The 25,441-nt window shown below is 67.4% G+C and carries 23 protein-coding genes and 1 riboswitch; of the genes, 16 read left to right on the forward strand and 7 right to left on the reverse strand.

Translation table 11 applies throughout. The annotated features are described in order from the left end of the window. Positions 1 to 19: 19 nt before the first annotated feature. Positions 20 to 1,492 (reverse strand): sigma-54-dependent transcriptional regulator, encoded by a 1,473-nt coding sequence (locus ACFSX5_RS12385; protein ID WP_386833807.1) that lies wholly within the window; start codon positions 1,490 to 1,492, stop codon positions 20 to 22. A gap of 148 nt (positions 1,493 to 1,640) precedes the next feature. Between ACFSX5_RS12385 and ACFSX5_RS12390 the strand changes: the two genes are divergently transcribed. The 8 genes from ACFSX5_RS12390 to rsmD all read left to right on the forward strand — a co-directional run bounded on the left by ACFSX5_RS12390 (position 1,641) and on the right by rsmD (position 11,729). Further along, positions 1,641 to 2,879, forward strand: a complete 1,239-nt coding sequence (locus tag ACFSX5_RS12390) for an EAL domain-containing protein (protein ID WP_386833808.1) — start codon at positions 1,641 to 1,643, stop codon at positions 2,877 to 2,879. A 78-nt stretch (positions 2,880 to 2,957) separates the two neighbouring features. Then, positions 2,958 to 3,824: a TIGR01459 family HAD-type hydrolase gene (locus tag ACFSX5_RS12395; protein ID WP_386833810.1), complete on the forward strand. Its 867-nt coding sequence runs from the start codon at positions 2,958 to 2,960 to the stop codon at positions 3,822 to 3,824. A gap of 3 nt (positions 3,825 to 3,827) precedes the next feature. Next, the gene (locus ACFSX5_RS12400; RefSeq protein ID WP_386833812.1) at positions 3,828 to 4,799 is read left to right on the forward strand and encodes a bifunctional riboflavin kinase/FAD synthetase; all 972 of its coding nucleotides are present in this window, start codon (positions 3,828 to 3,830) and stop codon (positions 4,797 to 4,799) included. Between the two features lie 81 nt (positions 4,800 to 4,880). Then, positions 4,881 to 7,805, forward strand: a complete 2,925-nt coding sequence (gene ileS, locus ACFSX5_RS12405; protein ID WP_386833813.1) for an isoleucine--tRNA ligase — start codon at positions 4,881 to 4,883, stop codon at positions 7,803 to 7,805. 233 nt (positions 7,806 to 8,038) lie between these two features. Next, positions 8,039 to 8,602 carry a signal peptidase II gene (gene lspA / locus ACFSX5_RS12410; RefSeq protein WP_386833814.1) on the forward strand — a complete coding sequence of 188 codons (564 nt, stop codon included), beginning with the start codon at positions 8,039 to 8,041 and terminating at the stop codon, positions 8,600 to 8,602. Between the two features lie 83 nt (positions 8,603 to 8,685). Then, complete coding sequence (locus ACFSX5_RS12415; RefSeq protein ID WP_386833816.1) at positions 8,686 to 9,405, forward strand: hypothetical protein; 720 nt, start codon at positions 8,686 to 8,688, stop codon at positions 9,403 to 9,405. Positions 9,406 to 9,506: 101 nt separating this feature from the next. After that, positions 9,507 to 11,162, forward strand: a complete 1,656-nt coding sequence (locus ACFSX5_RS12420; RefSeq protein WP_386833817.1) for a pseudouridine synthase — start codon at positions 9,507 to 9,509, stop codon at positions 11,160 to 11,162. 3 nt (positions 11,163 to 11,165) lie between these two features. Next, positions 11,166 to 11,729, forward strand: coding sequence for a 16S rRNA (guanine(966)-N(2))-methyltransferase RsmD (gene rsmD / locus ACFSX5_RS12425; protein ID WP_386833818.1), 564 nt, complete (start codon positions 11,166 to 11,168; stop codon positions 11,727 to 11,729). Positions 11,730 to 11,960: 231 nt separating this feature from the next. On the opposite strand, the gene ACFSX5_RS12430 is transcribed toward rsmD, so the two are convergent. From ACFSX5_RS12430 to ACFSX5_RS12440, 3 genes are all read right to left on the reverse strand, one after another. Beyond that, complete coding sequence (locus tag ACFSX5_RS12430; protein ID WP_386833820.1) at positions 11,961 to 12,374, reverse strand: Fur family transcriptional regulator; 414 nt, start codon at positions 12,372 to 12,374, stop codon at positions 11,961 to 11,963. Then, positions 12,364 to 13,182 carry a metal ABC transporter permease gene (locus tag ACFSX5_RS12435; RefSeq protein WP_386833821.1) on the reverse strand — a complete coding sequence of 273 codons (819 nt, stop codon included), beginning with the start codon at positions 13,180 to 13,182 and terminating at the stop codon, positions 12,364 to 12,366. Before ACFSX5_RS12435 ends, ACFSX5_RS12430 begins: the two co-directional genes overlap by 11 nt. Before the next feature lie 161 nt (positions 13,183 to 13,343). Further along, a complete protein-coding gene (locus ACFSX5_RS12440) occupies positions 13,344 to 14,141 on the reverse strand; it encodes an ATP-binding cassette domain-containing protein (RefSeq protein WP_386833823.1) in 798 nt (265 codons plus the stop codon). 125 nt (positions 14,142 to 14,266) lie between these two features. Here ACFSX5_RS12440 and ACFSX5_RS12445 point away from each other — a divergent pair, with 125 nt between their 5' ends. Next, positions 14,267 to 15,223 carry a zinc ABC transporter substrate-binding protein gene (locus tag ACFSX5_RS12445; protein WP_386833825.1) on the forward strand — a complete coding sequence of 319 codons (957 nt, stop codon included), beginning with the start codon at positions 14,267 to 14,269 and terminating at the stop codon, positions 15,221 to 15,223. Positions 15,224 to 15,392: 169 nt separating this feature from the next. After that, positions 15,393 to 16,574, forward strand: coding sequence for a hypothetical protein (locus ACFSX5_RS12450; protein WP_386833827.1), 1,182 nt, complete (start codon positions 15,393 to 15,395; stop codon positions 16,572 to 16,574). Positions 16,575 to 16,636: 62 nt separating this feature from the next. Here ACFSX5_RS12450 and ACFSX5_RS12455 read toward each other — a convergent pair whose 3' ends face one another. Further along, positions 16,637 to 16,993: a DMT family protein gene (locus ACFSX5_RS12455; RefSeq protein ID WP_386833829.1), complete on the reverse strand. Its 357-nt coding sequence runs from the start codon at positions 16,991 to 16,993 to the stop codon at positions 16,637 to 16,639. Positions 16,994 to 17,030: 37 nt separating this feature from the next. Further along, entirely contained in the window at positions 17,031 to 17,285 is a 255-nt protein-coding gene (locus ACFSX5_RS12460; RefSeq protein WP_386833831.1) for a DUF2164 domain-containing protein, read from the reverse strand. 92 nt (positions 17,286 to 17,377) lie between these two features. On the opposite strand from ACFSX5_RS12460, the gene ACFSX5_RS12465 reads away from it, so the two are divergent. From ACFSX5_RS12465 to cobO, 6 genes are all read left to right on the forward strand, one after another. Next, positions 17,378 to 18,031, forward strand: a complete 654-nt coding sequence (locus ACFSX5_RS12465; protein ID WP_386833832.1) for a hypothetical protein — start codon at positions 17,378 to 17,380, stop codon at positions 18,029 to 18,031. An 18-nt stretch (positions 18,032 to 18,049) separates the two neighbouring features. Beyond that, positions 18,050 to 18,318, forward strand: a riboswitch (cobalamin riboswitch). Between the two features lie 37 nt (positions 18,319 to 18,355). Then, the gene (locus ACFSX5_RS12470) at positions 18,356 to 18,538 is read left to right on the forward strand and encodes a CbtB domain-containing protein (protein WP_386833833.1); all 183 of its coding nucleotides are present in this window, start codon (positions 18,356 to 18,358) and stop codon (positions 18,536 to 18,538) included. Positions 18,539 to 18,563: 25 nt separating this feature from the next. Further along, the gene (locus tag ACFSX5_RS12475) at positions 18,564 to 19,298 is read left to right on the forward strand and encodes a CbtA family protein (RefSeq protein WP_386833835.1); all 735 of its coding nucleotides are present in this window, start codon (positions 18,564 to 18,566) and stop codon (positions 19,296 to 19,298) included. Beyond that, a complete protein-coding gene (gene cobW / locus ACFSX5_RS12480) occupies positions 19,295 to 20,353 on the forward strand; it encodes a cobalamin biosynthesis protein CobW (protein WP_386833836.1) in 1,059 nt (352 codons plus the stop codon). The genes ACFSX5_RS12475 and cobW overlap by 4 nt, the downstream gene beginning before the upstream one ends. A 157-nt stretch (positions 20,354 to 20,510) precedes the next feature. Continuing rightward, the gene (cobN, locus tag ACFSX5_RS12485) at positions 20,511 to 24,314 is read left to right on the forward strand and encodes a cobaltochelatase subunit CobN (RefSeq protein WP_386833837.1); all 3,804 of its coding nucleotides are present in this window, start codon (positions 20,511 to 20,513) and stop codon (positions 24,312 to 24,314) included. Positions 24,315 to 24,343: 29 nt separating this feature from the next. Further along, positions 24,344 to 24,952 carry a cob(I)yrinic acid a,c-diamide adenosyltransferase gene (gene cobO, locus ACFSX5_RS12490; protein WP_386835638.1) on the forward strand — a complete coding sequence of 203 codons (609 nt, stop codon included), beginning with the start codon at positions 24,344 to 24,346 and terminating at the stop codon, positions 24,950 to 24,952. On the opposite strand, the gene ACFSX5_RS12495 is transcribed toward cobO, so the two are convergent. Further along, the gene (locus ACFSX5_RS12495) at positions 24,949 to 25,425 is read right to left on the reverse strand and encodes a hypothetical protein (protein WP_386833838.1); all 477 of its coding nucleotides are present in this window, start codon (positions 25,423 to 25,425) and stop codon (positions 24,949 to 24,951) included. The two genes, cobO and ACFSX5_RS12495, sit on opposite strands and share 4 nt — an antisense overlap. Between the last annotated feature and the right edge of the window lie 16 nt (positions 25,426 to 25,441).

Raw genomic sequence — 25,441 nt, forward strand, 5'->3', positions numbered from 1 at the left:
CGCTGTCAGCAGGCGACGCCTAGCCCGCCATCGCCATTTCCGCCCAGCTCTGGCGCTTGCGATAAATGGTGGAGGGGCTGATCTCGAGCGCTGCCGCGGCCAGAGAGATGTTGCCGCCAAAGGCCGCAATCGCCTCCTCGATGATCCGCTGCTCCTGCTGCCACATCGGCTGCACCGCGCGCCGGGACACGGTCGGCGCCGGCTCCCCGCCACTGGCGGGCCGGCGCGATTCGATATCGGCGATGTCGAGCATGTCGTGTCCGATCTCGCCGCCATCGAACATCACCACCAGCCGCCGCACCAGGTTCTGCAATTGCCGCACATTGCCGGGCCATTCGGCCGCGCTCAGCCGTGCCTCGGCCTCGCGCGAGAAGCCGGTGAAGCTCTTGTGTTCCTCGCGCGCATAATGGGCGAGGAAATACCGCGCCAGCGGCAGCACGTCGCTCGGCCGCTGCCGCAGCGGCGGCAGGTGGATCGGCAGCACGTGGAGCCGGTAGAACAGGTCCTCGCGGAACTTGCGCTCCTGGATCAGTTGCATGGGGTTGCGGTTGGTGGCGCAGATCACCCGCACGTCCACCTTGCGCGTCCCCGATTCCCCGAGCCGGCTCAGTGTCCCGGTCTGCAGAAATCGCAGCAGTTTCGATTGCAGCGACAGGTCCAGTTCGCCGATCTCGTCCAGAAACAGCGTGCCGCCGTCGGCCAGCTCCGCCGCGCCCTTGCGGTCCTCGTGCGCTCCGGTGAAGGCACCCCGGGCTACGCCGAACAATTCGCTTTCCATCAGGTCGCGCGGGATCGCCGCGCAGTTGACGGCCACCAGCCGCTTGCCGGCGCGTGGCCCATGGGCATGCAGCGCCTCGGCACACACGTCCTTGCCGGTGCCGCTTTCCCCGGTAATGAACACTGGGGCCGAAGACCCCGCGACACGGCCGATCTGTTCGTAAACCACCTGCATGGCGCTCGAGCGGCCGACAAAGCCGCCGAAATCGGGACCCGCGGGAGCCGGGCTCGCCGGCGCTGCGGTCGGCCGCGGTCCACGGCCGTGCCGCTGCCACAGGTCCCACAGCCGGGTCCGCAGCAATTCGCCATTCACCGGCTTGGCCAGGTAATCGTGCGCTCCGGCGCGCATCGCGCCCACCGCAGCCGAAACCGAATCGCCTTCCGCCAGGGCGATCACCAGGGCGCCATCGGCCACCCTGACCAGTCGCGCCACCGCATCCTCGCCAGAGGAGGCGATGTCGGACAGGCTGGCAAGGTCCGCGAGCACGATCTCGCAGCCGTTGCGGCGCAGGATTTCCAATGCCTCGCGGCCATTGCCGGCGGTGGCAATGCTTGGATAGATCGACAGCGCCTGCAGGGCCTCGGCGAGCGCACGCGCATGCGCAGCGTCGGCATCGACCACCAGCAGGCCGGCTCCGACAGTTGCTTCACCGATACCCGTCTGCCTTGCCATGCGGTCCATGCCCTCTTTGGTGCCCCGGCTGGCGCCGCCCATGCGGCCGTCCGGTGTTGTGTCCGCCGCAATTGTCATTCCGTTAGGGTAAATAATCCGTTCCGCTCGCCGGCTCGCTTTGGCACGCCCGCCCCACAATGGTATGAACAGGAGCCGATTCCACACGACGCGAAAGGCAGCGACACACCTCGTGCAGGCACTGGTTTACACCCTTATCGGCCTTGCCGCGCTCGCTGTTGGCGCCACTAGCTATTTCGGCCTCGCCTTCACGCCCACCGAAGCGATCCTTGCCGCCATCGTGTTCGGCTGTGCCGCCGTGGTGCTGATGGAGCGCCGCCTGCGCGTGCGCGCCGAGAACCGGCTGGAGCGCGCCATCGAGGATCTGTCGCGTCTCTTGGCCACCGATGCCCAGGCCGGGGCGGTGCTCGGCCAGCGCATCAACGCCCTGACCGACCTCAATGCCGGCCAGCGCCTCGAGGGCATGGAAGCGGACATTTCGGTGCTTGGCACCGTCATTCGCCAGGTGGCGGAAGCCGTAGCCGAGATCGAGGACCGGGTGCCCACCAGGCCCGCACCGGCCGGCGAGCGCTATATCGCCCCGGCGGCACCGGTTAACTCCGGCCTGGAGCCGGAGCCGCGCATCTCTTCCGACGGCTTGCGCCAGGCCATGGCGGAGAACCGCCTGCTGTTCCATGTCCAGCCGGTGGTGACGCTGCCGCAGCGCCGCACCCACGGCTTCGATCTCGTTCCGCGCCTGATGCTCGGCAATGGCGAACTGGTCGACAGCGTAGACTTCATGCCGCGAAGGGGCAGCGAGGAACTGGTGCGCCGCACCGAGGGCATGGCCATGGTCGAGGCGATCACCATCGCGCGGCGCGCCCGCAGCAACGGCCAGCCGCTGGCCCTCTATATCCCGCTCTCCCGCGCGACCCTCGCCGACCACGTCGCTGCCGAACAACTGGCCGCCAGCGTCGAGGCCAATCGCGCCGTCGCCCCCAGCTTCACCTTCCTTGTGCCCCACACCCAGTGGGTCGAACTCACAACCGGCGAGCGGGCGCTGACCGATTCCATGGTGAAGAAGGGCGCCAGCTTCTCCCTGTCCGGCGTCACCGGCCTGCGCATGGATGTGGCCGAGCTCGCCGCCCAGGGCGTGCGTTCGCTCCGGATCGATGCCAGCCGCTTCATCGACGCCCCCGAAACCTTCACCGACTTCCACGCTACCGACATCGCCAGCTATGTTGCCCGTTCCGGCGTGGTGCTGCTCGCCAGCGGCATCACCAGCGAGCGCCAGATCGTCGAACTGCTCGACGCCGGGATCACCCTGGCGCAGGGTCCATATATCGGGGTCCCCGGGCCCATCCGCCCGGATCTCGCCTCCGAGGTGCCGGGAGCGCCCCTCACGCAGCAACTGCGACGGGTGGAGGGCTGAGTCGCGAGCCCACGGTTTGGGCTTGATCGGTAGCGGCAAGCTGCCACATACAGGGCCACCTTCCCCTGGACCCGACCCATGACCGCACCTCTTCCAGAAATCGACGGACTTTCCGATCTTGCCGGCCGTTACGATGCCGTGTTGAGCGATGTCTGGGGCGTGGTGCACAACGGTGTTTCGGCCTTCCCGAGCGCCGTCGCGGCGCTGGTCGAGTACCGCAAGGCGGGCGGCAAGGTGGTGTTCATCACCAATGCGCCGCGGCCCTCCGGTCCTATCGTTGCCATGCTCGATCGCCTCGGCGTCGGCCGCGATGCCTATGATGCGATCGTGTCCTCCGGTGATGCGACCCGGGCGATGATCGCCAAGTATCGGGGCAGGGCCATCCACCATGTCGGCCCGCCGACCGAGGACGACTCGCTCTATGAGGGCCTCGACGTGCGCCGCACCGGCGCGGAAGAAGCCGAGGCGGTGGTGGTGACCGATCTCGACACCGACGAGGATCACCCCGAAATGTACCGCGAGCGCGCCAAGTTCTGGCTGTCGCGGCGGCTACCGATGATCTGCGCCAATCCCGATCGGGTGGTCGAGCATGGCGACAAGATCATCTATTGCGGCGGCTCGCTCGGCGATCTTTATGCCGCCATGGGCGGCATGGTGCTGATGGCCGGCAAGCCTTACCAGCCGATCTACGAGGAAGCCTTCCGCCTCGCCGAGGAGGCCGCCGGCCGGCCGCTCGACAAGGCGCGGGTGCTGGCGATCGGCGACAGCGTACGCACCGACGCGACGGGCGCCGCCCAGTTCGGCGTCGACCTGCTGTTCGTCACCGGCTCCATCCATGCGGCCGAACTCGACGCTTTCGGCCAGCCCGACCCCCAAGCCATTGCCGACCTCGTGGCGCCGAGCCGCGCCCGCGTCGCCGGCTTCCTGCCGCGGCTGGCGTGGTAAAAGATGGCCTTTCAGCGGCTTGATTCACTCGACAGCGTGCCCGCTTCGCTGCGCGGCGCTTATGTGGCCATCGGCAATTTCGACGGGGTGCATCGCGGCCACCAGACGGTGCTCGCGACCCTCCTGGAGCGGGCGCGTGCCGCCGGCGTGCCGGCGCTGATGCTGACCTTCGAGCCGCATCCGCGCGACGTGTTCGCGCCGGCCCCGTTCATGTTCCGGCTGACCGACGGCACCGCCAAGGCGCGTCTGGCCGAGGCCTTCGGGCTCGACGCCGCCGCCATTCTCCATTTCGACCGCGCCTTTTCGCAGATCGAGGCGGAGGATTTCGTCCAGCGCTTCCTGGTCGAGGCGCTGGGCGTCACCGGGGTGATCGTCGGCGCTGACTTCCATTTCGGCCGCCAGCGCCGCGGCACGCCGAATTTCCTCAAGGCTGCTGGCGAGGCGCAGGGTTTCGCCGTCGAAACCCTCGACCTGATGGATGAGGGCGACGAGCCGATCAGTTCCTCGCGCATCCGCGCTGCCCTGTCGGAGGGCGCCGTCACCGCCGCCAATCGCCTGCTCGGCTACCACTGGTTCTTCACCGGCTGCGTGATCAAGGGCGACCAGCGGGGCAGGGAGCTCGGCTACCCCACCGCGAACACCATGACGCCCACCGGCTTCCATCTGGCCCAGGGCGTCTATGCCGTCCGCGCCCGCCTCGGCGAGCGGCTGTTCGATGGCGTCGCCGCCTATGGCAAGCCGATGTTCGACAACCAGCGCCCGCCTTTCGAGACGCACCTGTTCGACTTCGACGAGGACATCTACGGCCACACCATCGAGGTCGCCCTCGTCGCCCACATCCGTGGCCAGGAAGTGTTCTCCGGCCTCGACGCCCTCATCGCCGCCATGGATCGCGACAGCCGCAAGGCCCGCGAAGCCCTCGCCGCCGCCCGCCCGCTGACGGAGCTGGATGCCCAGCTGGGGTTCTTCGGCTAGCCAAGGGTACCCAAACCCTTTGCCCCATCCGCCCTGCCTTGCTAAAAGGCCGCCAACCTCCCCCATCCCGATTGCCGTGTGATGACCGATACCGCCGTGAGCGCCGAGACCGACTATTCCTCGACGCTGTTCCTGCCCGAGACGAACTTCCCCATGCGTGCCGGCCTGCCGCAGCGCGAGCCCGACTGGCTGAAGCGCTGGGAAGAGATGGACCTTTATGGCCTCCAGCGCGAGCAGGCCAGGGACCGTCCGCTGTTCACCCTGCATGACGGCCCGCCCTACGCCAACGGCAACATCCATATCGGCCACGCGCTCAACAAGACGCTGAAGGACCTCGTCAGCCGCTCGATGCAGATGCTGGGCTACAACTCGGCCTATGTGCCGGGCTGGGACTGCCACGGCCTGCCGATCGAGTGGAAGATCGAAGAGCAGTACCGCGCCAAGGGCAAGGACAAGAACGAGGTTCCGGTCGTCGAATTCCGCCAGGAATGCCGCGCCTTCGCCTCGCAATGGGTCGACATCCAGCGCGAGGAGTTCAAGCGCCTCGGCGTGCTCGGCGAGTGGGACAACCCCTACCTCACCATGAGCTTCGACGCCGAAGCCCAGATCGCTCGCGAACTGATGAAGGTCGCCACCTCCGGCCAGCTCTATCGCGGCTCCAAGCCGGTGATGTGGTCGGTCGTCGAACGCACGGCGCTGGCCGAAGCCGAGATCGAGTACCAAGACTACGAGTCCGACGCGATCTGGGTGAAGTTCCCGGTGACTTCCGGCGAGCTTGCTGGTGCCTCTGTGGTGATCTGGACCACGACGCCGTGGACCATTCCTGCCAACCGCGCCATCTCCTTTTCCAGCAAGATCGAGTACGGGCTTTACGAGGTCACGGCTGCGCCGGAAGGCAACTGGGCCGCGGTGGGCGACAAGTACATCATCGCCGACCAGCTCGCCGCCGAGGTCTTCAGCAAGGCCAAGGTCGAAGCCTTCGAGAAGCGCGCGACTGTCTCCGCCGCTGATCTGGCCGGCCTGACCTGCGCCCACCCGCTCCGCGGCTTCGCCAACGGCTACGCCTTCGACGTGCCCCTGCTCGACGGCGAACACGTCACCGACGATGCCGGTACCGGCTTCGTCCACACCGCGCCGAGCCACGGCCTCGACGACTTCGACGTCTGGATGTCCAACGGCCGCCAGCTCACCGAGCGCGGCATCGACACCCGCATCCCCTTCACCGTCGACGATGCCGGCTTCTACACCAAGGATGCGCCCGGCTTCGAAGGCGCCCGCGTCATCGACGACAGCGGCAAGAAGGGCGACGCCAACCAGCGCGTCATCACCGCCCTAGCCGAGCGCGGCGCCATGGTCGCGCGCGGCCGCATCAAGCACCAGTACCCGCATTCCTGGCGCTCCAAGAAGCCGGTGATCTACCGCAACACCCCGCAGTGGTTCGTGTACATGGACCGCCCGATCGGCGGCGCCGCAGGCGACACCCTGCGCACCCGCGCCCTCCGCGCCATCGACGCCACCAAATTCTACCCCGCTGCCGGACAGAACCGCCTGCGCTCGATGATCGCCGAGCGCCCCGACTGGGTGCTGTCGCGCCAGCGCGCCTGGGGCGTGCCGATCACCGTGTTCGTGCACAAGGAAAGCGGCGAGATCCTCAAGGACGAGCAGGTCAACCACCGCATCGCCCAGAGCTTTGAGGAAGAAGGCGCCGACGCCTGGTACAAGCCCGGCGCGGCCGAGCGCTATCTCGGGGACGGCTACAACGCCGCCGACTACGAGATGGTCACCGACATCCTCGATGTGTGGTTCGACTCCGGCTCCACCCACGCCTTCGTTCTGCGCAACAAGCAGAAGTGGCCGCACCTCAAGTTTCCGGCCTCGATGTATCTGGAAGGCTCGGACCAGCACCGCGGCTGGTTCCATTCCTCGCTGCTCGAATCCGCCGCCACCAACGGCCACGCGCCCTATGACAGCGTGCTCACCCATGGCTTCACCATGGACGGCGAAGGCCGCAAGATGTCGAAGTCGCTGGGCAACGTCGTCGCCCCGCAGGAGATCATCAAGCAGTACGGCGCCGACATCCTGCGCCTCTGGGTCGCCTCGTCCGACTATGCGGAAGACCTGCGCCTCGGCAAGGAGATCATCCAGACCACGGTCGACAGCTACCGCAAGCTGCGCAACACCCTGCGCTGGCTGCTCGGCAACCTCGCTCACTACCGGGCCGAGGACGAAGTCGCCTTCGCCGAAATGCCCGAGCTCGAGCGGCTGATGCTGCATCGCCTCGCCGAGCTCGACCAGGGCGTCCGCGCCGCCTACGAGGAGTTCGACTACCGCCGCGTGGTCACGCTCCTCACCAACTTCATGAACATCGAGCTTTCGGCGTTCTACTTCGACATCCGCAAGGATGCGCTCTACTGCGATCCGATCTCCTCGGTTCGCCGCCGCGCCGCGCTGACGGTGCTCAACCACCTGTTCGACTGCCTCACCGCCTGGCTCGCGCCCATCCTGGTGTTCACCATGGAAGAGTGCTGGCTCGAGCGTCACCCCGAGGCCGGCTCGTCCGTCCACCTGCGCCTCTTCCCCGATGTTCCGGCGGACTGGCTCGATCCGGAACTGGAAGAGCGCTGGGATCGCATCAAGGCCGTCCGCCGCGTCATCACCGGCGCCCTCGAGATCGAGCGCCGCGAAAAGCGCATCGGCTCCTCGCTGGAAGCGGCCCCGCGCGTCACCATCACCGATGAGCGGCTCGCCGCCGCCATCGAGGGGGTCGACATGGCCGAAGTGGCGATCACCTCCGCCATCAGCGTGGAAAAGGCTGGCGAACTGCCCATGGGCGCCTTCACCCTGGCGGAAGTGCCCGGCGTCGCCGTGGTGCCGGCGCTGGCCGAAGGCAAGCGCTGCGCCCGCTCCTGGAAGGTCCTGCCCGAAGTCGGCACCGACCCCGACTTCCCCGACGTCACCCTCCGCGACGCCCAGGCCCTGCGCGAACGGGCCGAAGCGGGGTTGTAGCCGAAGAGCTGGTGCAACCCTCACCCTGGCCCTCTCCCCCTAGGGGGGAGGGGACGCAGGAGGCGAGGATTCGGTGTCTGTGGGGAGCGCCGCACCGGCAACATCGTCCCCTCGCCCCTAGGGGGAGAGGGCCAGGGTGAGGGGGTGCCTTCGCGCACTGGGTGTCCGCCTCACCTTCTCACTTGCCACCCGGCGCCATGCTCCCTAGTCCTGATGCAAGGAGGGGCTACCACATGACCACACCATCGCTGCGCGACCCATCCGTGCTGGTGTCGCTCATGGCGGGCATTTTCGCCTTCGGCATCGACCGGGCGCAGAAGCACTTCCACATCGCCGCCGACTGCATCGGCATCGGCCAGGATCGCTGCGTCGAAGTCTTTGCCACCTTCGTCCCCGTCAGCCTCACCGGCTGGCGCGGCGGCGAGTTCATTCGCGTGACCGATTTCTTCGACTATGTGCTCGTCTGGAACACCGGCATTTCGTATGGGCTGCTCGGCGGCCTTCCCGTCTGGGCTCTGGGGCTGATCATGGCCGTGGCCATCATCGCCCTGTCTGTCTGGTGGACACGCACCGACGTGCTGCTGGTGCGGCTCGGCCTTGCCCTCGCCGTGGGCGGCGCGCTGTCCAACGCCCTCGACCGCTTGCTTTATGGCGCGGTGGCGGACTTCTTCCACTTCCATTGGGGCCAATGGTCGTTCTACATCTTCAACCTGGCCGATGTCGCCATCACATTCGGCGTCATCCTGCTGCTGCTCGATGCGCTGGGCCTCGGCAAGGCTCGCCCCAAGCAGGCGTGAAGCGCCACAACATGGTGCTGCCGCAATCTGGTTTTAGCGGGCAGAATGGTCTATAAGCGCCGCGATATCGCGAAGGACGTTACATGCTGAGTGGTTTGATCGGGCAGCGTGCCCGCGCCGGCCTTGCCCGTGTGGGTCTAGCCTCGTTGGGCATCGTGCTGGCCCTTGGCCTGGGTGCTTGCACCACGGTGGAAGGCACCAACGCCATGACCGATATCGGCACTTTCGAGCGCGAAGTGCTGAAGCCGACCGCCGCCGGCGTCGGCCTCATTCCCGGCGCTGCCGAGAAGGAAGAGCCTGCGACCGCCCGCGCGCCCCTGGTGCTGCCGGCCAGCGGTCAAGCTCTGCCGCAGCCGGCGACGCAGGTTGCCGCCGCCCAGCTGCCGGCCAACAGCGATACCGTGCGGATCGATACCAGCGGTTTGACCGAGGCCGATCTGCAGCGCCTGCGCAACGCCAAGGTGGTGGATCTGCGCTCGCTCTCCGGTCGCCCGCTGACCGAAGCGGAGGCCAAGATGCTGACCGCCCGCATGCAGGCGGCCAACATGACGGTTACCGCCAACACCAACCGGCCACTCTATTTGCCGCCCGACGAGTACTTCACGCGCGTCGGCGATGCCGAACTCGTCTGCCGCGCCGCCAATGGCGAACTCGTCTCGGTGAACGATCAGCGCTGCCCCGAGGATGTCCGCAAGGCGCTGCAGTCGCAGCGCAACTGGATCGGCGGCGCCAGCTCTGCCTCGCGGCCAATCGAGAGCGGCTCCCTGGGCAAGGAACTCGGCCTGGACAACAACCCCAACTAGGCCGGGACTCAACACGTTTTCTGATGCGGTCGGCTTGTCCGGCCGCATCGTCATTTCCGCGCCGCCCGTCCGGGTCCCGCATGTCGAAAGATCATCCAGCGATGTCCACCTCTCCTGCCAAGCCCGACACCGGCGATCGCCTCGCCAAGGTCATCGCCCGCTCCGGCCTCTGCTCTCGTCGTGACGCCGAAGCCTGGATCACCGCCGGCCGCGTGGTGGTCAACGGCAAGAAGGTGATCACGCCCGCCTTCAACGTTACCGACCGTGACACCATCCTCGTCGACGGCGCTCCGCTCGCCGCCCGTCAGGGCACCCGCGTCTGGCTCTACCACAAGCCTGCCGGGCTCGTGGTCACCGAGAAGGATCCCGAAGGCCGCCCCACCATTTTCGAGGCGCTGGCCGAGCACGGCCTGCCGCGGGTGGTCACCGTCGGCCGGCTCGACATCAACACCGAAGGGCTGCTGCTGCTCACCAATGACGGCGGCCTCAAGCGCGTGCTCGAACTGCCGGCGACGGGCTGGCTCCGCCGCTACCGCGTGCGGGCCCATGGCAGCATCACCCAGGCGCGGCTGGATACGCTCAAGGATGGTATCGAGGTCGAAGGCGTTCGCTACGGGCCGATCGAAGCGACCCTCGAGCGCGAGCAGGGCAGCAATGTCTGGCTGGTGGTGGCGCTGCGCGAAGGCAAGAACCGCGAGGTCAAGAACGTGCTCGGCGCGCTCGGCCTCGAGGTCAACCGCCTGATCCGCGTCAGCTACGGTCCGTTCCAGCTCAACGACATTCCGGTCGGTGGCATCGAGACGGTGCGCGCCAAGGTGCTGCGCGATCAGCTCGGCAAGAAGCTGGCCGACGCTGCCGATGTCGATTTCGACAGCGAGATGCCCGAGCTCGATCCCGCCAAGGCGCTGGTGGGCAAGCCGACGCGCGACCGCAAGACCGGCCGCGGCACCAACACCGTCGAGATCAACCGCCAGCGCTTCCGCTTCACCGATCACGCCGAACTGTCGCCCGAGGAATGGGAAGCGCAGCGCGAGCAGCGCCCGGTCCGCAGCCCGCGCGACCGTGTGGCGCCGCGCGCCGCTCCGCCCCGTGGCGGCGCCCGTGACGATCGTCCGGCCGGCCCGACCCGCCGCATTCATTTCGACGAGGACGGTCGCGCGCCGGAGGAATACCAGGGCAGGGCGCCTGCCCGCGGCCGCGGCGACCGCGACGGCGGTCCCAACCGCAGCTTCGGTAAGCCGCGCTTCGAGGGTGCTGGCAAGCCCCGCCGCGACGGCGACGAGGCTCCGCGTGGCGCCTTCAAACCGCGCCGTGGGGGTGACGATGCGCCCCGCGGATCCTTCAAGCCGCGCCGCGACGCCGAAGGCGCCGACGCTCGTCCTGCCCGTGGTCCGCGCCCGCCCCGGCGTGACGGCGATGCCCCTGCTCGTGGGCCGCGTCCGCCGCGCACGCGCGACGAGGCGCAGCGCAGCGACAAGCCGTTCCGCCCCCGTGGTGACAAGCCGTTCCGCCCGCGCGAGGACGCTGGTGCAGGCGAGGGGCGTCCGTCCCGGCCTGCTCGCCCGCGGCCCGAGGGGGATCGCGGTGGCAAGCCCGCCCGCTTCGGCGGCAAGCCGGGCGGCAGCCCTGGTGGTCGCCCGCCGCGCGATGGGGGACCGGCAAAGCCGCGCGGCCCGCGTCCCGGTGGTCCGCGTCCCACCGGCTCCCGTCCCGCTGGCGGCAAGCCGGCAGGCGGTCCGCGCCGTCCGCGGGGTTAAGGCATGCGCATCGTCGCCGGTCGCTTCCGCGGCAAGCAGTTGCGTTCACCCAGTGATGAATCGATCCGCCCCACAGCGGATCGGGTGCGCGAGAACGTCTTCAACATTCTCGCCTCGCGTCTCGGCCCGGTGCTCGAAGGAAAGCGCGTGCTCGACCTGTTCGCCGGCACTGGCGCCCTTGGGCTCGAGGCGCTGTCGCGCGGTGCTGCCCATGTCACCTTCGTCGAGAACGGCGCCGAGGGCCGCGGCCTGATCCGCGACCATATCGAGGATTTCGGCATCGCCGGCATCACCAAGCTCCTGCGCCGCGACGCCACCAATCTTGGCGTCCCGGGCACCTTCGGCCGCTTCGACCTGGTGTTCCTCGATCCGCCCTACAGCAAGCAACTCGGCGAACAGGCAGTCGACCAACTGCTGACCCACCGCTGGCTCGCCGACGGCGCCACCCTGGTCTGGGAAGAGGCGGTGGACACCCCCATCACCATTCCCGCCGGTCTGACCCTCGAAGACCGCCGCGAATACGGCGCCGCCGCAGTGCACTTTCTGACGGCCACCACAGCTTCATAGACCTCATCCTCAGCCTGTCGAAGGACGAGGTCGCGGCCACGGTGCTATCGATCCGGTCTTCGGCGCTGCGGCAGCGCACCGAAACTGCCCGGTCCCCGATCTGCCCTCGGGCTCGACTCGAGGGCCATTGTCAGCGCCCGCTGACGCGATAAGAGGCCCTCGGATCACGTCCAGGGGCAGGCTGGTGGGTGTGGGTAGGTCGCGGCCTCGCACCCCCGCAACCTGGCGCCCCTATGCCGCCTTCGCGCACTCCGAGCAGCGCCCGCGGATCTCCATCGTCGTGCGCTCCACGGTAAACCCTTCGGTCTCCGCCCAGCCGCCGAGTCGCTCCTCGATCACGGCGTCGGCGAACTCGTCGACCTTGCCGCAGCGCTCGCAGATCGCGAAGGCGATCAGGCCCTTGCGGTGACAGTGCACATCGGCGCAGGCAACGAACGCATTGAGCGACTCCAGGCGATGCGCGAGGCCGCGCTCCACCAGCTTGTCGAGCGCCCGATAGACCTGCAGCGGTGCCCGCAGGCCTTCGCCGCGCAGCCGGTCGAGAATGTCATAGGCGCTGAGCGGCCCCGCCGAATGGTTCAGCGTACCCAGCACCAGCTCCTGGTTGCGGGTCAGGTCCGCCGGGATGGGATGATCATGCGCCATGCTGAACCTTTCGCCCAAACAAGCGGGCGGTGGGCACCGCCAGCGAGACCAGGAAGATCACGAGGGCCGCGACCACGATCGAGGGTCCCGACGCCGTGTCCCAGGTGCGCGAGCCGAACAGCCCGCCGATCACCGCCAATGCGCCGAGCACGGCGGCAATCGCCGCCATCGCCTCCGGTGTCGCACTGAGGCGCCGCGCCGTGGCGGCCGGGATGATCAGCAGCGAGGTGATCAGCAAGACGCCGACGAGCTTCATGGCGATGGCGATCACCGATGCCATCAAGAGCATCAGGATCACCCGGCTGACCCCCGGCCGCAGGCCCTCGGCCTCGGCGAGTTCCGGGCTCACCGTGGCCGCCAGCAGTGGCCGCCAGCCGAGCAGCAGCACGCCGAGGATGGCGGCGCCGCCACCATAGATCAGCGCGATGTCCCCCAACGAGACCGCGAGAAGATCGCCGAACAGGAAGCCCATCAGGTCGATCCGCACCGTGGTGAGGAACCCCACCAGCACCAGCCCGACCGCCAGGGTCGAATGGCTGAGAATGCCGAGCAGCGCGTCGGTCGACAGCGAATTCTGCCGCTCCAGCAGCAACAGCGCCCCGGCAACCATTGCGGCCACGACGAACACGCCGAGCGCCATGTTGAGCGACAGGAGGATCGACAGCGCCACGCCGAGCAGCGCGGAATGCGCCATCGTATCCCCGAAATACGCCATCCGCCGCCACACCACGAAACAGCCGAGCGGCCCGGTCACGGCTGCGAGGCCGATTCCGGCAATGAGGGCGCGCGAGAAGAAATCACCGAGCATGACGTTGGCTCCCGGAGTTCGACACCCCCACCCTAGCCCTCCCCTCAAGGGGGAGGGGACCGCCTCGCGTCTGTGGCAGCGTATTGCCCCAACCACCGCACCAAAGCCCCTCCCCCCTGAGGGGAGGGGTTGGGGTGGGGGTGTCGTGGCTGGCCAAGCCCTCAATGCCCATGATGATGCCCCTCGTGCCCATGCTCATGCACCGCCCCCGCCGGCACCACGCAGCCATCGTCATGGTGCTCGTGGTCGTGATGGTGCTCGTAGATCGCCAGTGTCTCGGCCGCCCGCGGGCCGAACAGGCGTAGATATTCCGGGCTCTTTTTCACCACCGCCGGCGTGCCGGTGCAGCAGACATGGCCGTTGAGGCAGATCACCGTGTCGGTCTCGGCCATCACCACATGCAGGTCATGGCTGATCATCAAAATGCCGGCGCGGGTGGTGTCGCGGATCTCGCGCACCAGCTCGTAGAGCGCCACCTCGCCCGAAAAGTCGACGCCCTGCACCGGCTCGTCCAGCACCATCAGGTCGGGCTTGCGGATCATCGCCCGCGCGAACAGCACCCGCTGGAACTCGCCGCCCGACAATTCCTGCACCGCCGCGCGCTTGAGATGCGCCGCACCCACCGCTGCCAGCGCCCGCTCGATTTCGGCCGCACCGAAGCGTCCGGTCAGCGTCATCAGCCGCTCCACCGTCAGCGGCATGGTCCAGTCGATGCCGAGCTTCTGCGGCACATAACCGATGGTCAGCCCCGGCTGCCGCGTCACCGTGCCCGCCGTGGGCTTCAGCACGCCGGTGACCATCTTCGCCGTGGTCGACTTGCCCGATCCGTTGGGTCCGATCAGCGTCACGATCTCGCCGCGCCTGAGGTCGAGGTCGACCCCCTCGACCAGCGTCCGCCCGCCGCGGCGCACGCCGGCACCGGCCAGCGTCACCAGGATCTCGTGTCGCGCATCAAGCATTTCGGCTCCAGCAGGTGTGGCGGGGCAGGGGCGACTCCATCGGCGCATCACCCCTTGACGCCTCCAAATACGTTATAGCATAACACCGCCGCAAGCGTAATAACATAACATTACACGGAGCCATGATGCAGCGCGCCCTCCCCATCCTCGCCGGCCTGCTCCTCTTGACCACCAGCGCGACTGCGGCCCCTGCGGTGGTCGCCACCACCAAGCCGATCCATTCGCTCGTCTCGTCTGTGATGGCCGGTGTCGGCGAGCCGGACCTGCTGGTCGACGGCGCCGCCTCACCCCACACCTATTCGCTGAAACCCTCCGACGCCGCCGCGCTCGAATCGGCCGATGTGGTGTTCTGGACCGGGCACGGCATGGAACTGTTCCTCGGCGACGCGCTCGGCACCCTCTCGGACAATGCCACCCTGGTCGAACTCGCCGAAACGCCCGGCCTCGAACTCCTCCCCATGCGCGAGGGCGGCGCCTTCGAGGCGCATGAGCACGAGGGTCACGACCATGACCACGATCACGACCACGAGGGGCATGATCATGCCGGTCACGACCACGCCCAAGGCGACGCCGACATGCACTTCTGGCTCGACCCCGACAACGCCGCCCTGATGGTCACCCACATCGGCGAGGTGCTGGCTGAAGCCGATCCGGCCAACGCCGCCACCTACGCCGCCAACGCCGCCGCCACCGTCGAAACCATAGACGCGCTGGAAGCCGAGCTCGAAACGACCCTGGCGCCGGTCGCCGACCGCCCGTTCATCGTCTTCCACGACGCCTACCAGTATTTCGAGCACCGCTTCGGCCTTGCCGCCGCCGGCTCCATCACCGTCTCCCCGGAAGTGCTGCCCGGCGCCGCCCGCATCGACGAACTCCGCCACATCATCACCGACCGCAACGCCGTCTGCGTCTTCGCCGAACCCAATTTCGAGCCCGCCCTCGTCGCCACCGTCACCGAAGCCACCCCCGCCCGCGCCGGCACCCTCGACCCCGAGGGCAGTGCGCTCGAAGCCGGTCCGGAGCTCTACGCCGAGCTGATGCGCGGCCTCGCCGCCGGCATGGTGGAGTGCCTGGGCGAATAATCGTCCGCCGGGCTCTTGGACTTACCATAACGTCTACGAGGCGCTGCGTTCTCATCGACTTCGTCCTGAGCCTATCGAAAGGCAAGGCCGGGGCCCCTAGACGTCCTGCCCACTCCAGAACATCCCCACTCTACTCCTGTACGTAATGTGCTAACATATCGGAGGTAACATGCACATCCGCTTTCCCCTCGCGCTCCTCGCCGCCACCGCGCTGGTCGGTCCCGGCGCAGCACAAGAAACGACTGCCTGGCGCCTGTTCGTGGGCGATCACGCCGAAGGACGAGTGACAGTGATCGATCCAGTTGCCGCCGATACGATCGCCAGCTTCGACCTCGCCGGACCACCGAGCCTCTACACGGAAGGCTCCAACATCTTTGCCGTGCAGGGAGCCGCCAACCAGGTGTCGGCGATCCGCTCCGGGATCGCCATCGACGATCACGGCGACCACGGCGACATCGACATCACCGATCCGGTGCTGGTGGACGCAACCGTCACTGGAGAGCGCCCGGTGCATTTCGTCGGGCATGATGGCGACGTCGCCATCTTCTTCGACGGTTCGGGCCTAGCCAGCATCCTCGACGCTGACGCCTGGATCGCCGGAGAAGCCGTTGAACCGCGTGAGATCGACAGCGGCGCGCCACATCACGGCGTTGCCATTCCCTGGGGTGACTACACCATCGTCTCCGTGCCCCATCCCGAGAATCCCTCCAACCTGCCGATCGGCGTCAATGTGCTGGACGCCGGAGGCTACGTCGTCGGCGACACCCATGGCTGCGCCGATCTCCATGGCGAAGCCAGTTCGGGCAACATCCTGGCGATCGCCTGCGCGGAAGGATTGCTCCTCCTCTCAGGCTCCGGCGAACCTGAGGTCGAAAGGATCGGCTATGACGGGCTGCCCGAGGGCAAGTCCACCACCCTTATCGGCGGCCGGGGCATGCAGTACTTCGTCGGCAACTACGGGTCGGACAAGGCGGTGATCATCGAACCCGGTGCCGAACCAATCTTCCGCCTGGTTGAACTCCCCACCCGTCGCGTGCATTTCGTCGCCGATCCGGTTCGCCCCCGCTTCGCCTACATCTTCACCGAGGACGGCGATCTCCATCAGCTCGACGTCGTCAGCGGCAAGATCGCCCAGACCGTCAGGGTCACCGAACCCTACTCCATGGACGGCGAATGGAGCCTGCCTCGTCCGCGTCTCGCCGTAGCCGGCGACCACGTCGCGGTGACCGATCCGCTCGCCGGCGTGGTGCACATGATCGAGGTCGACACCTTCACCGTGGCCGAGGCGATCGCCGTCGACGGCCTGCCCTATACGGTCGTCGCCGTCGGCGGTTCGGGCACGCAGCACTGACCCAACTGCCGGTCGGCAGGAGACATCACGCGGGTGCCGGGGCGCAGCAAGCTCCGGCGCCCCTACTTCAGCGGCCCCTTGAAGATGAAGAACGCCCCGAGCGCGATCAGCGCGAAGCCCACCCCGTGGTTCCAGGTCATCTTCTCGCCAAGGTAGAACACCGCGAACAGGACGAAGACGCTGAGCGAGATCACCTCCTGGATGGTCTTGAGCTCCGCCCCCGAATAGACGCCGTAGCCGATCCGGTTGGCCGGCACTGCCAGCCAGTATTCGAAGAAGGCGATGCCCCAGCTCGCCAGCACCACCACCCACAGGGCCGCGCCGGGAAACTTCAGGTGCCCGTACCAGGCGAAGGTCATGAACAGGTTGGACGCGATCAGTAGCGCGATCGGCGCCAGCGTCGGCAGGTTGAAGCCCAAGGCTTGCTCCCAAATCAGGTGAGGCTGAGACGATCCTCTATCGCAGGTGCCTGGTCGGCTGCTCCAGCGCGAAGATGTCGTCGCTGAGCGAGTCGATCTGCTTGCGGACCAGCGCTTGCGCGTCATAGAGCCCGCGATTGTAGAAATAGGCGCCCATCCGCTCGCTGAAGAACTGCATCAGCATCTCCGCCGGCAGCGCGCCGATCTGCTGGTCGAGCTCCTCGCGGAAATAATCCTGGATCTCGCCGACCAGCGCCTTGGTCTCTTCGCGGCTGAACGTAATGGGCTTCATGGAACGGGATACCTCTGCTTCGGCTGCCGTTCATATCGCGAGTCGTTTATGATCAGCCAATGCGGCCGAGGCCGCATGGGAGGAAAATCACCATGAATGCCCGCCTGTCGCTCGCCCTTGCTTGCTGCGTCCTCGCTGCCGCTGCGCCCGCCGCCGCCAAGGACAAGGGTGCACCTGCCGCCTCGGGCGAAGAGGTCGCCTGCCTGGGCGTCTTCGGCCCCGGCAGTTCCGAGGCCATGCTGATCGAGACCTTCGGCGCCGACAACGTCGTCACCGGCACCGTGCCGGGGCCCGAGGGCACCGAACTCATCGCCACCACCGTCTTCCCGGACGATCCGGAGCGCATCATGGAGTTCGGCTGGTTCGACGAGGAGAACTTCACCCGTCTCAGCTATGTCGAACTGTCCCCCTCACAGACCGCGCCCGGCGGCGTCCGCATCGGCCAGACCGTCGCCGAGGTCGAGGCGCTCAACAGCGAGCCGTTCCAGGTCGGCGGTTTCTGGTGGGATTATGGCGGTTACGCCAACATCGAATCCGGCAACCTCGCCCAGCTCGAAGGCGGCTGCCACCTCTCCATCCGCTTCTCGCCCAGTGACGACTATCCCGAAGACATCGACGTCACCTCCGTCTCCGGCGAAGTGCAGGTGTCGTCCGACGATCCGCTGCTGGCCGAGATCGACACCCGCGTTCAGGTTCTGACTCTCGGCTACCCCTGGCCGGACGACCTGCCGATGCCCCAATATTGACCCGGCGCTATCCGAGGGCGTATTGCTGATCGGGACGGTTCTCCCGCGCCCGTTGCGGCCGGGGGATCAAAAGGGAACACGGTGCGGATTACCCATCAGGGGCCAAGACCGTGGCTGCCCCCGCAACTGTGAGCGGTGGGTGCCCTCGAATGCCACTGGATGCCTAGGCATCGACCCAAAAAGTGCGACGCGGTTTTTGGATAAGTCGATGCCCCGAGGAAGTCCGGGAAGGCGAGGGCGCTGCAATCACCGCAAGCCAGGAGACCTGCCGTCGCGAGCCGGACCATCACGGTCCAATTCTATTCCGCGCACGGAGGGTGCCGCATGAATACCACTGCCGTTTCTACCTCGATTCCATCCCTGACCCTGTCGCAGCGGCTGATCGCCGGCGCACTCGCCCTCATGCTGGGCCTGGTGCTGCTGGTCGGCACCGGTTTTGCCGGTGACTACCGCCTGCACAACGGCGCCCACGATACGCGCCATGCCATGGGCTTTCCCTGCCACTGAGGCAGCGGGAACAAGGAATCTCGACATGTTTCGCAATCTGTTTGTTGCTGCGGTTCTCGCAGCCCTTTGTGCTGGCCTCGTCACGTCCGCCTTCCAGGCCTGGCGCGTCACCCCGCTGATCTTTGCCGCTGAATCCTTCGAAGGCGGCGAAGCGCACAGCCACGGCGATGACGCCGCCCATAGCCATGAAGCCGGCACTCCGGTTCATAGCCACGGCGACGACGAGTGGATGCCGCAGGACGGCTTCGAGCGCACCGCCTACACCGTCCTTGCCAATTTGCTGATGGCCGCCGGCTATGCCCTGGTGCTCGGCGCTGTGTCGGTCCTGTTCAACCTGCCGATCACCTTCAATAACGGCCTGCTCTGGGGCCTCGGCGCCTTTGCCGCCTTCAGCCTGGCGCCTGCTCTCGGCCTGCCGCCTGGCATGCCCGGCATGCCGGTGGCTGATACGCTCGCGCGCCAGCTCTGGTGGGCCGGTGCCGCCGTGTCGACCGGTGCTGCCCTGGTGATCGCGGCAAAATTCCGCGCCGGCTGGGCCCTGGCCGTCGCTGCGGCGCTGATCATCCTGCCGCACCTGATCGCGGCGCCCGTCGCGCCCGACGAGCCCACCGGCGTGCCGCCGCGCATGACCGCCGAATTCGTCTCGGCCGTGCTGTTCAACGGCGCGCTGTTCTTCACCGTGCTCGGCCTTGCCTTCGGCTGGGTCAATGATCGTCTCGCGGCCCGCTCGGTGGCCATCCCCGAGGGAGCTCCGGCATGAGCACCAAAATCCCGACCACCGTCATCACCGGCTTCCTTGGTGCCGGCAAGACCACCCTCGTGCGCCACCTCTTGGCGCACGCTCCCAAGGGCAAGCGCATCGCCCTGATCATCAACGAGTTCGGCTCGCTCGGCGTCGACAAGGACATCCTCGCCGGCTGCGGTGACGAAACCTGCCGCGAAGAGGACATGGTCGAACTATCCAACGGCTGCATCTGCTGCACCGTGGCGGAAGACTTCATCCCCACCATGCAGGCGCTGCTGGCCCGGCCCGAGAAGTTCGACCACATCGTCATCGAGACCTCCGGCCTTGCTTTGCCGCAGCCGCTGATCCGCGCCTTCAACTGGCCCGAGATCAAGGCACAGGTGACCGTCGATGGCGTCGTCACCGTCGCCGATGCCGCGGCTCTCGCTGAAGGCCGCTTCGCCGCCGACGAGGCCGCCGTGGACGCGCAGCGCCGCGCCGACGAGATGCTCGATCATGAAACCCCGCTGGGCGAACTGTTCGAGGACCAGCTTTCCGCCGCTGATCTCGTCATTCTCAACAAGACCGACCTCGTCGATCCCGAGACGCTCAAGACCGTGGAAGCCAATATCCGCGCCGAGCTGCGCCCGGGCGTCGGCGTCATCCACGCCCGCAACGGCCATGTCGATATCGGTGCGCTGCTCGGCATGGGCATCGGTTCCGAGGACGACATTGCCAACCGTCCCAGCCACCACGAGCTGGAGCATGGCGGCGAAGAGCACGAGCACGACGATTTCGACAGCTTCGCCCTGACCCTGCCGGCCGTGGAGGGCAAGGATCAGCTCCTTGCCACCATCGAGGACACCATCCGCCGGCACGACATCCTCCGCCTCAAGGGCTTCGCCGCCATCCCCGGTGCCGCCGCCCGCCTCGCCATTCAGGCGGTAGGCCCGCGCGTCACCGCCTATTTCGACCGGCCCTGGCGTGCCGACGAGAAGCGTGAGACCAGCCTGGTTGTCATCGGCGAGTCCCCGCTCGACCACGCCGCCGTCACCGCAAGCCTGCGCCGGGCAGAGTCGGTCGCGGCTTAGGTGATGATCACCGGGACCCCCTCCCTCGGTCCCTCCCCTCAAGGGGGAGGGAAGCAAAGGAGCCTCCGCCTCGGTGCTAACGGCTCCTGCTCTCCCTCCCCCTTGAGGGGAGGGCCGGGGAGGGGGTCGGTCGGCTCCTTCTCCAGAGAGGGCTGACATGCACCTCCTCTCCGCCCAGGCCGGTGCAATCCAGCAGGAGGGCGAGGCCATCGACCTCGGCCAATCTCCTGGCGCCTTTATCTTCGCCTCCTCCGCCGACAGCGAGTTGTCGATGCTCGCGGCTGCCGCGGACCGCTCCGGCGAAACCGAACTGCGCCTCGCCAACACCCTGCGCCTCGCCAACAACCTCTCGGTCGATCTCTGGCTCGAGAACACCGTCCGGCACGCGCGCCTGGTGGTGCTCCGGTTGATCGGCGGCATCGCCTACTTCCAGTATGGCGTCGACGAACTCACCGCCCTCTGCGCCAACAAGCGCATCCCGCTCATCCTGCTCCCCGGCGACGCCAACCCCGACCCGATTCTGCGGGACCGCTCCACGGTCCACCCCGACGACTGGCACAAGCTTCACGGCCTCTTTGTCGCCGGCGGCCCCGGAAATGCCGATGCCATTCTGGACGCCTTCACGGCTCTTGCTGCGCCGGCGTCAGCCGCAGAACCCCGCGTCGCCGATCTGGCTCCCCAGCCCTTCCCCCGCTTCGGCCTGTGGCACCCCTACATCGGCATCACCGACGAGGCCGGGCTGCGGACGTTGCATGGCGCGGATCGCCCGCACATCCCCATCCTCTTCTACCGTGCTGCCCTCGAAGGCGCCGGCACCGACGTGGTGGAAGCCCTGATCAGCGAACTGGAGCAGCAGGGGCTCGCCCCCGTGCCGCTGCTCGTCTCCTCGCTCAAGGAAGGCGCCTGCGTCCGGTTCGTGCAGAATGCCCTCGCCGCCTTCCGGCCCTCGGCTATCCTCAATCTCACTGCCTTTGCGATCGGGCTCGACGGGCTCGACGACAAGCACAACCCCTTCAGTAGCACCGACGCCCCGGTCATTCAGCTCATCCAGTCCGGCCGCTCCGCCGCCGAATGGAGCAGCGACCCGCAAGGCCTCTCCGCCAAGGACCTGGCGATGACGGTGGTCATGCCCGAACTCGATGGCCGCATCGGCGGCATCATCGTCGGCCACAAGGCCGATGCCGTCTGGCACGAGCGCACCCAGTGCCCGCTCACCGCCTACGCGCCCGAACCTTCCGGCATTCGCCGCACCGTCACCCTCGCCCGCAACTGGACCCGCCTGCGCCACACGCCCCGCCCCGAGCGCCGGATCGCCGTCATCCTTTCCAACTACCCCCTCCGCGACGGCCGCCTCGCCAACGGCGTCGGCTACGACGCCCCCGAGTCCACCGTGCGCATGCTGCGGGAGTTGAAGCGGGAGGGGTATGCTGCGGCCGACATTCCCACCACCGCCGCCGACCTGATGGCGCGCCTCCAGTCCGGTCCGACCAACGCCAATCCGCAGCGCGGGCAGTCCGACGCCGTGCTCCCGCTCGCCCGTTATCGCGAACTCCTGGCCCCGCTGCCGGAGCAACTCCGCCAGTCGTTTGTCGAGACCTGGGGCGATGCCGCCACCGACCCCTTCGTGCGCGAGGGCAGCTTCCACCTGCCGGTGCACCGCTTCGGCAACGTCGTCGTCCTGCTCCAGCCCGGCCGCACGCATGGCGAGGACGATGCCACGAGCTACCATGACCCCAACCGCCCGCCGCCCCACGCCTATGTCGCCGCCTATCTCTGGCTCCGCCACGAGTTCGGCGCCCATGCGCTGATCCACAACGGCAAGCACGGCACGCTCGAATGGCTGCCGGGCAAAGCCGTGGCGCTGGACGATCTCAGCTGGCCCGACGCCCTGTGGGCGCAACTGCCACACCTCTACCCCTTCATCGTCAACGACCCCGGCGAGGGCACCCAGGCCAAGCGCCGCACCGGCGCCGTCATCATCGACCACCTCGTGCCGCCGCTCACGCGCGCCGAGACCTACGGGCCGCTCAAGGACCTCGAGGCGCTGCTCGACGAATACTACGCCGCCTCCGGCATGGACCGCCGCCGCCTCGACGGCCTTCGCCGCCGCATCCTCGACTTCACCCGCGATGCCCGGCTCGACCAGGACATCGGCCTGCCCGAGGACGAAACGGAAGCGCTGATCCGGATCGACAACTTCCTCTGCGACCTCAAGGAGGCGCAAATCCGCGATGGACTCCACGTCTTCGGCCAGTCGCCCGCGGGAGCTCTCGAGCGCGATCTCACCGTCGCCTTGACGCGCGTACCTCGAGGGGAGAGCCCGGAGGAGGCCTCGCTGATCCGCGCTCTCGCCGACGACCTCAAACTCGGCTTCGATCCACTGACGGCGGAACTGGGGCAGCCCTGGCGGGGCCCCTTCATCTCGGGCGCGGACTCCATTCATCAACAGGCAGATGCGGTTCATCACCGTCCGGCTGAAGGCGTTCATCAGCCGTCAGACTCCGTTCATCTGCCTTCAGAATCCTCCGTGCGCCGCGTCGGGGACGTTGTTTCTGCGCTGGAAGATCTCGCTGCGCGCCTCGTCAGCGGCGAGACCGACCCCGCCCCGGACTGGAGCGCCACCCGGGCCGTGATGAAGACCGTGCAGGAGGTCGTCCAACCCCGTCTCCGCCTATCCGGCCCGGCGGAAACATCGGCGCTCCTCAACGGGTTGGACGGGAAGCTCGTGGGCCCCGGGCCGTCTGGCGCCCCTTCCCGCGGCCGCCTCGACGTATTGCCGACCGGCCGCAACTTCTATTCCGTCGACCCGCGCGCCGTGCCCACTCCCACCGCTTGGGAACTCGGCCGCAAATCCGCAGAAAACCTGGTGCTTCGGCACCTCCAGGACCACGGCCAGCACCTCCGCGCCGTCGCCATTTCCGTCTGGGGCACCGCCAATATGCGCACCGGCGGCGACGACATCGCCCAGGCGCTGGCTCTGATCGGCGCCCGCCCGACCTGGGACCCGGGTTCGCTCCGCCTTTCCGGCTACGAGATCATCCCGCTCGCCAGGCTAGGTCGCCCCCGGGTAGACGTAACCCTCAGAATCTCGGGCTTTTTCCGCGATGCGTTCCCGACGCAGATCGCCCTCTTCGACCGCGCCGCGCGGGCCATCGGCGCCCTGGACGAGCCCGAGGAGGAGAACCCCATCGCCGCCCGCATGCGCAGCGAGGCGTTAGGCTTGATGGCCGCCGGAAAGTCCAAGGATGAGGCCGCCCTCGAGGCGGGCCACCGCATCTTCGGCTCCCGCCCCGGCAGCTATGGCGCCGGGCTTAACGCCTTGATTGATAGTGGTAATTGGTCGAGCAAGGCCGACCTGGCCGGTCGCGCGCTCGACTGGGGCCAGTACGCCTATGGCGCCAAGGCCGACGGGCTGCCGCAGCGGGATCGCTTCGCTCTCAGGCTCTCCGGCATCGATGCGGTGGTCCACAACCAGGACAATCGCGAGCACGACCTGCTCGACAGCGACAACTATTACCAGTTCCAGGGCGGCCTCGCCGCGGCGGCGGAGACGCTGACCGGTCGGGCTCCGGCGGCCTATCATAACGACCATTCCCGGCCGGAAAGGCCCAGAATCCGGACACTTTCCGAAGAGATCGCGCATGTGATGCGCTCGCGGGTGGTGAACCCCAAATGGATCGCCGGAATGATGCGCCATGGCTATCGCGGCGCCTTCGAGATCATTGCGACGGTCGACTTCATGTTCGCCTTTGCCGCGACGACGGGGGCGGTGAAAAGCCACCACTTCGACCTCGCCTTCGATGCCTTCGTGGAGGACGATCGGGTGCGGGAATTTATCAGCAATTCCAACCGCTTCGGCTATGATGAGCTGATCGCGAAATTCAACGAGGCGCGCGAGCGCGGGCTGTGGTCGCCCCGCTCCAACGCCGCCTATGCCTATCTCGAGGAGACCGCCCTATGAGCGAGCAGCCGGTGAAGAAGACCGACCTGATGACCGAGGCCGAACGCGACGCGTATCATGCCGAGAAGATGCGGAAGAAAAAGGCTGCCCGCGACAAGATACTCGCCAGCAAAACCGAGGAAAAAGGGTTGCTTATCGTTCACACCGGCAAGGGCAAAGGCAAATCCACGGCAGCTTTCGGCATGGTTTTTCGTGCCATCGGCAACGGCATGCGGGTGGGGGTCGTGCAGTTCGTCAAGGGCGTGTGGAACACCGGCGAACGCGACGTGCTCGACAAGTTCCCCGAGCAGGTGACCATCAACGCCATGGGCGAGGGATTCACCTGGGACGTCGCCGATCGGCAGCGCGACCTCGCCGCTGCGCGCAAGGCGTGGGAGCAGGCCAAGGCGCTGATCGCCGACCCGTCATACGATATGGTGCTGCTCGACGAACTCAATATCTGCCTGCGCTACGACTACCTGCCGATCGCCGAGGTGGTGGAGGTGCTCAAGGCCAAGCCTGCCGACAAGCACGTCATCGTCACCGGCCGCAACGCCAAGGACGAACTGATCGAGATCGCCGACCTGGTGACCGAAATGACCGAGATCAAGCACCACTTCCGCGCCGGGGTGAAGGCGCAGAAGGGCATCGAGTTCTAGCAATTGGTCGGCGGCAGGAAGGTGGGGGTCAGGCCTTCGATGATCTCGCCGATCCTGGACGTGTCGGTGACGAGGTAGTCGATCCGGAAAGCGGCATAGGCGGTGCCGTTGCAGCCGGCGATCAGCCGTTGGTGGAGTGCGCGCATCCCCTTGATGGCGGTGAACTCCGCCCAATCGGGGGTCACCGTTTCGCCGGTGATGTTCCACGCGTCGTCCTCGGCGGAAGCGATCGAGGATCGTGCCTCGGCCTCGAAGTCCTCGAGCACGTATCCGCCCCACACCGTCAGCATCTGCGTGGTCGCCGGATCGAAGAAGGTCCGCCCGTCCCCATTGTCGCTCTCGCCCTGAGCCTCGTATCCGGGGGGAATGTCGAGCGAATAGCCGAAGCGGGCATTGGCGTATTGGGTCCAGAACTGCGCGGCGGCAGGAGCGGCGGCGAGGAGCAGTGCGGTGACGACGAGGGCAGTGCGCATGCCGTGAATCCTGCCC

Source organism: Devosia albogilva, from assembly GCF_042685625.1.
GTDB lineage: Bacteria > Pseudomonadota > Alphaproteobacteria > Rhizobiales > Devosiaceae > Devosia > Devosia albogilva.